Raw genomic sequence first — 12,538 nt, 5'->3', positions numbered from 1 at the left:
ACCGCCTACCTGTGTCCGTCTTTCCTCTCAGGCGTCGGAGCCGCCCAGCAGGGGCTGGCACGTCGGACAGAAGTAGATGTCGCGTTCTTCCGTGACCGCCGCGGACACGCTGCCGGGGCTGCCCGCCGCAGGCATTCCCGCACCGCTTTTGCCAAGCACACCCTTGCCCGGCACACTCTTGCCCAGCACGGCGTGACGGATGGGGGTCCGGCAGCGAAGGCACGGCTGGTGCTCGCGCCGGTACACCCAGTAGCCGGGGCGCCCGGCCGCCCGGCCCACCGGAGTTCCACGGGCGTTGAGCAGTGTGGTCCGGCGGCCCGGTCCGAGGTTCGCCTCAAGGAGCTGCTTGGCGTCGGCAAACATGGCGGGCCAGTCCCTCACCGCGGCAACGGGCGACGCCGGATGGATGCCGGCCAGGAAACACACCTCGCAGCGGTAGATGTTCCCGATGCCCGCGAGGTTGCTCTGGTCCAGCAGCGCCACGCCGACCGGCACGTCCGGCCTCGCCGCCACGCGGCGCTCGGCCTCGGCCGGGTCCCAGTCCGGGCCCAGCAGGTCGGGGCCCAGGAACCCCACAGCCTTGTCCTCTTCGCTGGTCTTGATCACCTCAAGCAGGCCAAGGGAAAATCCGACGGCGTCGGCAACGGCCGTGCGGAGCACGCACCGGGCCGTGAATCCCGGCTTCCGCCACCTGCCACCGGGCGGGTAGACCTGCCAGCTGCCCTCCATTTTCAGGTGTGAGTGGATGGTCAGGCGCTCGTGGGCCGGGCCGGCGAGCCGCATCAGCAGGTGCTTGCCGCGGGGGACAACCTCCTCCATGGTCCAGCCGGCCAGGTTCAGCGTGGCGAAGCGGGGCACCCGGAAGTCGGACGCGAGAAGTTTCTGCCCGGCGAGGGCAGTGTGCAGCTGGTTGGCGGCGCGCCAGACGGAGTCGCCTTCAGGCACGGATCCTCAGTCCCTTCGGTGTGGAGTAGGCGCCGGCGGCCGTCAGCGCCGATGCCGCAGGGGTATCGAGGATGCCGTGGCCGTTGACCTTTTCCATGACGAGCTTGTCCACGGCCCCGCGCTTCACCACGTCCACGAGAGCTCCGGCAGCGGCGGCGAGGACGGATTCGTCCTCCGTGAAGACCAGCAGCGTCTTGCCGCCCCGTTCGACATACAGCACCAGGGCGCCGTCGACCAGCACCACCAGCGCGCCGGCTTTCCGGCCCGGGCGGTGCCCGCTGCCGGCTTCGACATTGCCGGCGGGCCACGGCAGGGCGGCGCCGTAGGGGTTGGCCGGATCCGTTGCCGCCAGGGCCAGAGCCACGGGTTCCGGCTTGGCCAGCTGGGCGTCCTCGGTATATGTGCGCAGCCGGTCGACGGTGGCGGGCACGGCGAACTGGGCAGCACCGAGATGCTCGATGAAGTACCCCCGCCTGCACCGTCCGGCCTCCTCCAAGCGGGCCAGGACCTTGTACATGAGCCCGAACCCGCCCAGGATGTTCTCGGCCATGACGGATCCACGGGTGACCACCCCGTACCTGTCGAGCAGAAGCTCCGCGGTGGCGCGGGCGTGGATGGTGGGATCGAGCTCGGGCATGGGCAGCGCGGACCAGCGCCCGGCCGCGAGGGGCGGGGTGGGGACGGCGCCGCCGACCGACCCGTATCGTCCGCCGGACAGTCCCGGCGAGCCAAGCAGGCCCGTGCCGTGCGACCGTCCCAGCCGGCTGAGGCGCGGCGCCCTGGCCCGCGGCGCGCGGGCAACTTGCCGGTGGGCGGTGTGCCCGCCGGCGATCAGGGACCGGACCGGGGCGAACGTGTCCCCGGTGATCCGGCCCGCCCAGGCCAGATCCCAGATGGCGGACACGACGTCCTGGTCGCCCAGTACCGCGTCCATGCCGCCGGCAATGTCCGTCAGCTGGCGGAAAAAGTAGCCGCCTCCGTTGGCCTGCAGGTGGTCCAGCAGCCTGCGCTGGGCGTCACCCGGTTCAAAGTCAGGGGCCGGGTTCAGCGTCAGTTCCACTGAATCCGCCAGGTGCAGGCTGATCCAGCCGTCGTTGCCCGGCAGCGCACCGGCACCTGACCAGAGGACCTCCCCGGCGGCCATGAGTTCGTCGAGCATGGCGGGCTGGTAGTTGGACACCCGGCTGGCGAGCACCAGCGGTTCCCAGGCCGACGCGGGTATGGGCACGCCGGAGAGTTGGTCCACGGCGGTGATGATGCCGTCGAGTCCGCGCAGCGCCGGCTGTCCCCGTCCCGCGCCCGGCGTGCGGACATGTTGCCAGGCCGGCAGGAACCTGCCGTAGGCGGTGATGTCCACGGGCTCCACCTCCGCCCGCAGCGCGGCGAGGGAGCGGCGGCGAAGCTTGCGGAGGACTTCGGCGTCGCACCATTCGCTGCCGGCCAGGGCCACTGCGGCCGAGGCAGCGGCCGACGCAGCCGCAGCTTCCGCGACGGGGTCAAGCCCGGAACCGGCATCGGAATCGGACAGAGCGGCTGCCGGGCTTTCGCCGGCAGCGGACTCGGCGTGGGGCCGGAATTCACCTTCCACCACGCGGCCATCGGCTGCCAGCCGCTTCAGGGCAGTCCCGACGACGGCGGCACCAAGTCCCAGCCTGGCTGCGGCTTCGGTGGCGGTGAACGGACCATGGGTGCGGGCATAGCGCGAGACGAGGTCGCCCAGCGGGTCCGCCACAGGCTCGATGAAGGCGAGGGGAACGCCCATGGGCAGCGGGACACCGATGGCGTCGCGCAGCCTTGCGGCGTCTTCCACCGCGGCGAAGCGTTCGACGCCGGCGAGGGTCACCTTGATGGCCCGGTTCGCCCGCTGGAGGGCTGCGAGGTGGGCGGCGGCTTCGGCCGTTGTTGCCTCGGACGGCGGGGTTTCGACGGGCTCAGCCGGCGGGGCTTCCGCGGTTTCGACGGGCTCAACCGGCGGGGTGTCGACGGACTCAACCAGCGGGGCTTCCGCGCGTTCAGCCGGTGGGGCAAGCCTGGCGGCGACCTCCCCGGGGTCCAGCGGTCCGAGCAGCCGGAGAAGATCGGCCACACCTTCCACGCCCCGGACTTTCCGGTCCGGGGCAAGGCGCTGAAGTTCGCGTTCAGTGGCGTCGATGACCCTGGCGTCCAGGAGCTCGCGCAGTTCCACGCGGCCCAGGAGTTCGTTGAGCAGCGTGGAGTCCAGGGCCAGCGCGGCTGCCCGGCGTTCGGCGAGCGGGGAATCGCCTTCGTAGAGGAACTGTGCCACGTAGCCGAAGAGCAGGGACTTGGCGAACGGGGACGGCTGCTGGGTGGTGGTCTGCACAATCCGGAGTTCGCGCCGTTCAACCGAAGCGGCGATGTCCTTCAGGGCCGGCAGGTCGTACACATCCTGGAGGCACTCACGGACGGTTTCCAGCACGATCGGAAATGCTGGGTATTTCCGCGCCACGTCCAGCAGTTGGGCGGACCGTTGCCGCTGCTGCCACAGCGGCTGCCGCTTGCCGGGGGTCTGCCGGGGCAGCAGCAGGGCACGCGCAGCGCACTCGCGGAACCGGGAGGCGAACAGGGCACTGCCACCCACCTCTGCGGTGACAATCTGTTCCAGTTCCTCGGGGTCGAACAGGAACAGCTCGGCGCCGGGCGGTTCGTCCTCCATCATGGGGACGCGCAGCACGATGCCGTCGTCGGCCGCCATGGCGGAGCCGTCCAGGCCGTAGCGCTGGTGCAGGCGCTGGCCCACGGCCAGCGCCCACGGCGCGTGGACCGGCATGCCGAACGGGCTGTGGAGAATGACCCGCCAGTCGCCGAGTTCGTCGTGGAAGCGTTCCACCACGAGCGTCGTGTCGCTGGGAACCACCTCTGTGGCCAGCTTCTGTTCCGACAGGTACTGCAGCAGGTTGTTCGCGGCGAAGTCGTCCAGGCCGCTCGCCTTGCAGCGTTCGGTGGCAGGGCCGACGTCGGACGCTGACAGTTCGCGGACAAACGCGCCGAGGGCGCGGCCCAGGTCAACCGGGCGTCCCAGCGAGTCGCCCTTCCAGAACGGGAGCTTCCCGGGCTGGCCGAAGGCGGGCGAGACGAGCACGCGGTCGTGCGTGATGTCTTCGATTTTCCAGCTCGTGGCCCCGAGGGCGAAGATGTCGCCCACGCGGGATTCGTAGACCATCTCCTCGTCCAGCTCGCCGACCCGCCGGCCTCCCTTGGCCGGGGCCGCGCCGGATCCCTTGCCGTCACCCGCTCCGGCCGGGGACGCCGATCCCTCGGTCTCCGTGCCGATGATGTAGACGCCGAACAGCCCGCGGTCCGGAATGGTGCCGCCGGACGTGACGGCCAGCCGCTGGGAGCCGGGCCTGCCCTCGATGGTCCCGGCGTTGCGGTCCCAGACGATCCGGGGGCGGAGCTCGGCGAATTCATCCGAGGGGTAGCGCCCGGCCAGCAGGTCCAGCGTGGCCTCGAACGCGGACCGGGGGAGCGTGGCGAACGGAGCCGAGCGGCGGACGGTAGAAAACCATTCCTCCACGTCGATGCTGCCGAGCGCGGTGGCCGCGACGGTCTGCTGGGCCAGGATGTCCAGGGGGTTGGCCGGGACACTGAGCCGCTCGATCTTGCCGTCCAGCATCCGCTCAACGGTGATGGCGGTGTGCACCAGGTCTGCCCGGTGCTTGGGGAACAGGTAGCCCTGGGAAATTTCACCCACCTGGTGCCCGGCGCGGCCCACCCGCTGCAGCCCGCTGGCCACGGAGGGCGGGGACTCGACCTGCACCACGAGATCCACGGCACCCATGTCGATGCCGAGTTCCAGCGAGGATGTGGCCACAACGCAGCGCAGCCGGCCGGACTTGAGGTCGTCCTCGATGAGGGCCCGCTGGTCCTTGGATACTGAGCCGTGGTGGGCCCGTGCCAGCAACGGTTCGGCCCCTGAGGTGCTTCCGGCCTGCGCCATCATGTGGGCAGGGGTGCCGGTGGACGTGGGCACGCCTCCCTGCGCCGGCGGAGCAGGGTCATCCCAGCCTCCGCCCACCGTCAGGAGTTGGCGTTCCGCGTGGATCTCGTTGAGCCGCGCGGTCAGGCGTTCCGCAAGCCGCCGCGAGTTGGCGAAGACGATGGTGGACTGGTTGGCCAGCACCAGGTCCACGATCTTTTCCTCCACATGGGGCCAGATGGAGGCCTGGGGCTGCAGTCCCGACGCGGGCCCGGAATCGAAAGCCCCGGCGGCGCCCTGAAGATCGGACATGTCCTCCACGGGTACAGACACCGTGAGGTCCCAGTTCTTCCGCGAGGGAGGGGCCACAATCTCCACCGGGGCGGAACCTGCCAGGAACTGCGCCACGAGTTCCCGCGGCTCCACGGTGGCGGAGAGCCCGATCCGCTGTGCCGGCGCGGGCAGCAAAGCATCAAGGCGCTCGAGTGAGACGGCGAGATGTGCCCCGCGCTTGGTGCCGGCCACGGCGTGGACCTCATCCACGATGACGGTGTCCACCTCGCTGAGCGTTTCCCGGGCCCTGGAGGTCAGCATCAGGAACAGGGACTCGGGGGTGGTGATCAGGATGTCCGGCGGGTTGCTCAGCAGGGCACGGCGGTCGGAGGCGGGGGTGTCGCCGGACCGGACTCCGACGGTGATCAGGGGAGCCGGCAGGTCCAGCCGTTTGGCAGTCTGGGTGATGCCTATGAGGGGAGCGCGTAGGTTGCGTTCGACGTCGACGCCAAGCGCCTTGAGCGGGGAGATGTACAGTACGCGGGTTTTCCGCTTGGGCTTCCGTGCCCGGGGCTGTTTGGGCTTGGCGCCGGCAGCAGGCTCTTCAAGGCCCGGCAGCACCTCAGCGTCGGGCGAGACTTCAGCGCCAGCCGCGGCGGCCTCGGGTGCAGCGGATCCGGACACCAGGAGCCGGTCCAGCGCCCAGAGGAACGCGGCCAGGGTCTTGCCTGAGCCGGTGGGCGCGACCACCAGGGCGTGTGAACCGGATGAAATCGCGTTCCAGGCCCCCTGCTGAGCGGGGGTGGGCTCGGAAAACGCACCGAGGAACCACTCCCTGGTGGGCCGGCTGAACTGGTCCATCGAGTCCCCGGTGGACGTGCCGGTGGAGGTACCGGCGGGCTCCTGCGACTGCATGCCTCCATCATGCCTCACGGGACTGACAGCTATAGGAACATCAGGTATGCCCTACCCGGCCGGGGGAAGGTCGCGGGTGGCCGGCCCCTCAAGGACCTGCCCGTCGCTGCTGAACCGGGAGCCATGCAGCGGGCAGTCCCAGGACTTCTCGTTGTCGTTCCAGTGCAGGATTCCGCCCAGGTGCGTGCAGACCGCGGACAGGCTGCACGTCGTTCCGTTAACCGTGGACGTGGCCACGGGCTTCCGGTCGCGCAGCGCCACGGTGCCCGTGCCCTCGGCCGGCGCTGCGCCGTCCGCCGGGGGAAGCTTTTTCAGTCTGCCCCAGTCCTTTGCCAGCGTGGCGGCCACTCCGGCATTCAGGGTCACGGCCGAGGCTGCTCCCGGAGGCGATGTCACCCGGCGGTGGATGGTGTTGGCCCACGGCAGTTGGCCTCCGAGGATGTCCGCGGCGATGCCCAGGGATGCGGCCACCGCGTTGGTCATGCCCCATTTGTTGTAGCCGGTGGCGAAGAAGATGCGCCCGCGGCCGCGGGGGAGCTTGCCGAAGAACGGCATGAGGTTGGTGGCCTGGTAATCCTGCGCGGACCACGTGTGGGTGACGGCGGCAACGGGGAAGTGCTGCCGCGCCCAGGACAGGACATCCTCCAGGTGCGCCTGTTCCGAGCGCGCCTTTCCCACCGGGTGCCCGTTGCCGCCCACAAGGAGCAGATTCCGGCCGTCCGCCGGATAGTCCCGGATGGAACGCACGGGCTGCTCGACGGACAGGTACATGCCTTCGGGCGGTGTCGCATCTCCGGTCAGCTCCAGGGCTGCGGCGTAGGAGCGGTTCGGCTTGAGCTTGGCGAAGTAGAGGCCGCGGTTCAGGATTGGGCTGCCCGTGGCCAGCACAACCGAGTCGGCCTGGACCGAGCCCCGGTCAACGTGGATGGTTGAGGGCCCCGCGCCGGTGACGTTCCGGACCCGCACCCCTGTGACAATCCGGCCCCCGTGGCTCCGGACGTCCTCGGCCAGTGCAGTGAGTACATCCATGGGGTTGATCTGGGCCTGACCGCGGAGGCGCACGGCTCCCCGCACGGGAAACGGCAGGCCCGCATCCCGGACGTAGTCCACGTCCAGGTCGGCGCTGAGGGCCGCGACGAGCTCCCCGCGGACCGCTTCCGTGCCCTGCGGGGTGGCGGCGTACGTGTAGGCGTCGCGCACCTGGAACGGCACGCCCCGCTGTTCCATGTACCGCAGCAGCCACGCCTGCCCCTCCCGGTTGCCGGAGACGTAGGCGTCCACCACCTTCTGGGGGTACTGCTGCCGGAGGGCGGACAGCACCGTGCCCTGCAGCAGGGTGACTTTGGCGGTGGTGTTGCCGGTGGCCACGGCGCCCAGCCCGCGTGCCTCCAGGACAAGCACGTCCTGTCCCGAGCGGGCCAGCAGCAGCGCCGTGGTCAGGCCGGTCAGTCCCGCACCCACCACCACGGTGTCAAAGGACTCGCCGGGGGTGAACGGATCGCCGGTGAAAGTATCGGTACGGTCCAACCAGAGTGACGTCACGTGTCTCAACCTGCCTTTGGCCTGCGTCTTTGCCACGAGGCGTTCCCGCGGCAGGCCCGGTGCTGCCAGCCAGGACCCCGACGTAATCGCAAGTGTACTTACGGAGTTGGGGGCCGAACAGGCTTGGAACGGGGCAAGATGCTCCCGGCAAGCTTTGCGTCAGCGGGCCTGGAATGCCCCGATGCTCAGGAGCTCAATGGAGGCATTGCTGCAGGCATCCGAGGGGCGTGCCACGAACAGCGATGCGGTGTCCTCCGGCGGGTAGACCCGGAACCCGGCGGCAGCGGTCTTCTTGCAGTCCGGGTAGTTCCCGGCCTGCGTGTAGCGGAGCACCGCCGTGCCGGACTTCCCGGGGGCCAGCAGGACGTCCTGGACGGCGACGGAGGTGTCGCGCTGGGCCGGCGCTCCGATCGGCTGGCCGTTGGGCCCGGTGGTCAGCGACACGCCGGCGAACCCCTTCAGGTGGCAGGCGGCCTTGCCGGTGTTGGTCAGGATCAGTTCCATATAGACGCTGCCGGCCGCCCCGCCGCCTGTGGCGTCGGTGGTGGCTTTGAGGCCCGAGGCCTTGCACAGCTGCATGCCGGCGGCAGTGGACTGCGGTGCTGCCGAAGTCGGAGCCGGCGAAGCCGGTTGCGATTGGGAAGGCGAGGCAGAGGACGACGGCGGCGCGGAAGTTTCGGGGGCGGCCTGCGTGCTCGGGGTGGCTGGGCCCGTTGCCGGTTCGGTTGTCCCCTGGCTGGCGGGCTGGCTTGGTCCGCAAGCGGCGAGCAGCAGCGCCAGTGCGGCAGCCGCCGTCGTACCTATTAGTCCGTTGGTGATTCGCTGAGGCCTCATGGCTCTAACATTGCGGGCGTTTCCGCCGGAGTCAACGAAGGCGCGGCGGACACCCTGATTTGATGCTCGGATTGTGACATCAGCCCGCAGACTCCGTCCGTTCGGCTCAAACCCGCTTCTGCCGACGGTGATGCAACGATAAACCTGTTCTGTCGGGCAAAATTGGCTAATTTCGGAATAAATGTTGCGTTGATCTGCAGATTTCGGTGTGCCAAACTGATCTTGGTCTCGCACGTCCATATTTGCGTAGGAATCGAAAAGCCGGCAGGAAATCCGGCAAGGAAATAACGCTCATACTCTGGCCGCGGTCCATCATCATTCCCGTGGCCAGAAGTGTCCTCCGCTAAGGGGGATGCGCAGGGTTGAGGGGAGACAGCTCGGCATTCGTCCACGGCAACGCCGCTGCGGACGTTCCTGAAGAGGCGCATCAGTCATTGGTTTCCGGCAACGCCGCCGAAGCCAATAACGATGGGGGCTGAGGTTATGACCGGTTGGCTTGTCCGCTGGAGTCTAAAGTTTCGATTGATCGTTTTAGCCACTGCTGCCGGCATTTTGGGGCTCGGATTAACGAGCCTGCCGTCAATGTCAGTGGATAATCTTCCAGAATTCTCTCCACCGCACGTGGAGATACAAACCGAGGCACTGGGCCTGTCCGCCGTAGAGGTCGAACAGCTTATTACCTCGCCCATGGAGGCCGACCTCCTGAACGGGGTTGCCTGGCTCGACGAAATACGTTCGAAGTCAGTCCCGGGCCTGTCCTCGATTGAGATGGTTTTTGAGCCCGGCACCGATCTTCTCCGCGCCCGGCAGCTCGTTGCAGAGCGCCTGACGCAGGCTTTCGCGCTGCCGAACGTGTCGTCTCCGCCGGTACTGATGCAGCCCCTCTCCTCGACGAGCCGCGTCATGATGGTGCAGATGACCTCCCAGGACGTGTCACCCATCGACATGTCCGTCCTGGCCCGCTGGGACGTCAAGCCGGCACTCATGGGTGTCCCGGGGGTGGCAAACGTCTCCATCTACGGCCAGCGCGAACAGCAGCTGCAGGTGCAGGTGGACCCGAAGCAGCTCCGCGCGAAGAACATCACCCTCAACCAGGTGGTCGAGACCGCCGGCAACGCGGTGTGGGTGTCCCCCCTGAGCTTCCTGGAAGCTTCAACCCCGGGCACAGGCGGTTTCCTCGAGTCCGCCAACCAGCGCATCGGCATCCAGCACGTGCTTCCGATCCGGACCCCCGAAGATCTCGGCAAGGTCAGCGTTGAAGGCGCCTCTGACAAGACGCTGACGCTGTCCGACGTCACCACCCTGAGCGAGGACCACCAGCCCCTGATCGGCGACGCCGTCACCGGCAAGTCGCCCGGCCTGCTGCTGGTCATCGAGAAGTTCCCGGATACGAGTGTTGGGGACGTGACGCAGGGCGTCGAGGCGGTACTGGACGGGCTGCGTCCGGGCCTTTCCGGCATCACTGTGGACTCCACTGTGTTCCGGCCGGCCTCGTTTGTGGAGTCCGCCGTAGGCAGCCTGGGACTTGCCCTGCTGGTCAGCCTCCTGGTGGTCACCGCGGCGATCGGTTTCGCGTTCCGCTCCTGGCGATACGCCCTGCTGGCCTTCGTGGCCATCTCCGTGGCGGCAATGGCTGCTGCGCTCGTGCTGCAGTTCCAGGGAGCGGTCCTGAACATCATGGCGTTCGCCGGTCTGGTCCTTGCCCTGGTCCTCGTCATCGGCGATGTCATCACCGACCTCCACAGTTTCCGGAGGGAATCGGCCGACGACCGGGTGTCGCGTGAAGCCCTCCTTGCCCACGGTCTGCAGCGATCCCGCGTGCCGGTCCTGTTCGCCGGCCTCACCGCGCTGCTTGCCCTGGCACCGGCGCTGTTTGTTCCCGGCGTGGAAGGGGCGTTCCTGAAGCCCCTGGTGCTGTCTTACCTGCTGGCAACTGCCGTGGCGATGCTCATCGCCCTGACGGTCACGCCGGCCCTTGCGAGCCTGCTGCTGCGGGGTCACAGGCGGCCCAGGCGCAGCCTTTCGGTAATCCGGAAGGCCCGGCTCGGCTATGAGCGCTCGGCGAGGGCGTTCACGGGAACGGTGGCCACAGTGTTCGCCCTTGCGGCTGCGGCGATGGCAATCGCTGCACTCGCAATCGTCCCCGGCGCCACCAAGGAGCTTCCCGTTGTGGCGGCAGTTCCCGACCGGACCCTCCTCGTGGAATGGGAAGCGGCGGCCAGCACAGGGGCCGACGTGATGAACAGGGTGATGACCAGCGCCAGCGAAGAGCTCAGCGGAATCCGCGGAGTCTCCTCGGTGGGCGGCCATATGGGACGTGCCATTACCTCCGATACCTCCTCAGATGTCAACGGCGGCGAACTCTGGGTGACCATGGAGGACGGCACCAACATCAGCAGGGTGCGCTCTGAGGTGCGGGAGATTGTTGAGGGGTACCCGGGCCTGACGGCCAAGGTGACCACCTACCCGGAGCAGCAGGTTGCTGCCGCCAGCGAAATCGACAACCGCCAGTTCAGGGTGCGCGTTTACGGCGTGGACCTGGACATCCTGCGCCAGAAGGCAGACGAAATCCGCGGGATCCTCTCGCGTACGAACGGCGTGGTTGAGCCGCAGGTGGATGTCACGGTAGACCAGCCCGTCGCGGAAATCGAGGTTGACCTCGCCAAGGCGCAGAAGCAGGGCATCAAGCCCGGCGATGTGAGGCGGGCGGCTGCCACCGTCCTGCAGGGCATCGAAGTCGGGTACCTGTTTGAGCAGCAAAAGGTGTTCCAGGTGATCGTCAAGGGCACGGAATCCACCCGCAACAGCCTGACCAGCGTTACCGACATGATGGTCGACAAGCCTGAAGGCGGGCAGGTCCGGCTGGGTGACGTGGCCACGGTCACGCTCCGCCCGAACCAGACCGTGATCCATCATGACGACACCTCCAGGCGCATCGACGTCGTGGCCAACATCCAGGGCCGCAACCTCGGTGACGTTACCAAGGACGTTCAGGCAGCCATCAAGGGAATGCAGTTCCCGGTGGAGTACCACGCCGAGATCCCGCCGCAGTATGCCGAAAAGGAGGCCGCCGGCGCGTTTATCTGGTGGCTCGCCCTGGCGGCCGCGGCCGGCATCCTTGTCCTGCTGCTGACGGTCCTCGGCAACTGGCGGCTCGCGGGGCTGGTCTTCGTGCTGCTTCCGGTTGCACTGTCCGGCGGCATCCTTGCCGCAGACCTGGCCGGCGGTTTCGGCTCGGTCTACGTGCTGGTGGCCCTGGCGGCGGTGCTCGCCCTGGCAGTCCGGGACGTGATCATGCTGATGGGAACGTACCAGTCCCTGCAGTCCCGTGCCCCGTCGGAGTCGCCCGCGCATCTCATGCGGCAGGCGGCCGGGGAGCGGCTTATGCCAACTGTTCTGACTACCGTGATCACCGGACTGGCGCTGGTGCCCCTGGTGCTCCTGGGAGGGCCGGTCGGCGGAGGCATGCTCCTTCCGCTGGCGCTGGTTGTGTGGGGCGGGCTAATCACCTCGGCCCTGCTGACCCTATTTATTCTGCCGATCCTCTTCCTCCGCATTGGTCCACGGACCAACACGGACTGGGGGAGCTCATTGGTGATCAACAATGGACCGGTTCTGGCAGAGAGGTCGGAATTGTCATGAAAAGCAAGAGTGGTTTTGGGGGCTGGCGTTCTGTTCTCGTGCTGGCCTGCGCAGCATCAATCGGCCTCGCCGGGTGTGCGACGGTGAAGACTGCCGCGACGCCCGCCGGGCAGGCAGCGTCAACCATGGAGAAGGCCGGCCCTGACCTGAACAAGCTGACGCTGACGGACAAGGCAGTGGAAAGGCTGTCAGTGACCACGGTCAAGGTGGCCAAGGGCGAAGGCAGTCCGCTGCAGGTGCCCTATGGAGCACTGGTTTACGATGCCAACGGCAAGACCTGGGTTTACACCAACCCCGAGCCGCGGACGTACATCCGGGCCGCGGTAACGGTGGAAAAGATCGCCGACAACAAGGTCCAGCTCCGGTCCGGTCCGCCTGCAGGAACCGATGTTGTCACCGTTGGTGCAGCGGAACTGTTCGGCGCCGAATTCGGCACTAAGGGTCACTGAC

6 protein-coding genes are annotated in these 12,538 nt (G+C 68.0%); 2 read left to right on the top strand and 4 right to left on the bottom strand.

All coding sequences use genetic code 11. The features are described 5' to 3' along the window. Window positions 1–27: 27 nt before the first annotated feature. The 4 genes from AC57BR_RS03465 to AC57BR_RS03450 all read right to left on the bottom strand — a co-directional run bounded on the left by AC57BR_RS03465 (window position 28) and on the right by AC57BR_RS03450 (window position 8,446). Window positions 28–945 (bottom strand): Fpg/Nei family DNA glycosylase, encoded by a 918-nt coding sequence (locus tag AC57BR_RS03465; RefSeq protein ID WP_496358364.1) that lies wholly within the window; start codon window positions 943–945, stop codon window positions 28–30. Beyond that, window positions 938–6,070: an Lhr family helicase gene (locus AC57BR_RS03460; protein WP_496358363.1), complete on the bottom strand. Its 5,133-nt coding sequence runs from the start codon at window positions 6,068–6,070 to the stop codon at window positions 938–940. Before AC57BR_RS03460 ends, AC57BR_RS03465 begins: the two co-directional genes overlap by 8 nt. A gap of 51 nt (window positions 6,071–6,121) precedes the next feature. Then, entirely contained in the window at window positions 6,122–7,612 is a 1,491-nt protein-coding gene (locus AC57BR_RS03455; protein ID WP_496358362.1) for an FAD-dependent oxidoreductase, read from the bottom strand. Between the two features lie 159 nt (window positions 7,613–7,771). Further along, a complete protein-coding gene (locus tag AC57BR_RS03450) occupies window positions 7,772–8,446 on the bottom strand; it encodes a DUF4232 domain-containing protein (RefSeq protein WP_496358361.1) in 675 nt (224 codons plus the stop codon). A 468-nt stretch (window positions 8,447–8,914) separates the two neighbouring features. On the opposite strand from AC57BR_RS03450, the gene AC57BR_RS03445 reads away from it, so the two are divergent. Continuing rightward, the gene (locus tag AC57BR_RS03445) at window positions 8,915–12,088 is read left to right on the top strand and encodes an efflux RND transporter permease subunit (RefSeq protein ID WP_496358360.1); all 3,174 of its coding nucleotides are present in this window, start codon (window positions 8,915–8,917) and stop codon (window positions 12,086–12,088) included. Beyond that, entirely contained in the window at window positions 12,085–12,537 is a 453-nt protein-coding gene (locus tag AC57BR_RS03440; protein ID WP_496358359.1) for a hypothetical protein, read from the top strand. The genes AC57BR_RS03445 and AC57BR_RS03440 overlap by 4 nt, the downstream gene beginning before the upstream one ends. Window position 12,538 lies beyond the last annotated feature (1 nt).

It is taken from the genome of Arthrobacter sp. BGA-UO-ETr-C19 (assembly GCF_059568005.1).
Note: the sequence above shows the minus strand (reverse complement) of the source record. Positions and strands in the feature narration are given on the sequence as shown.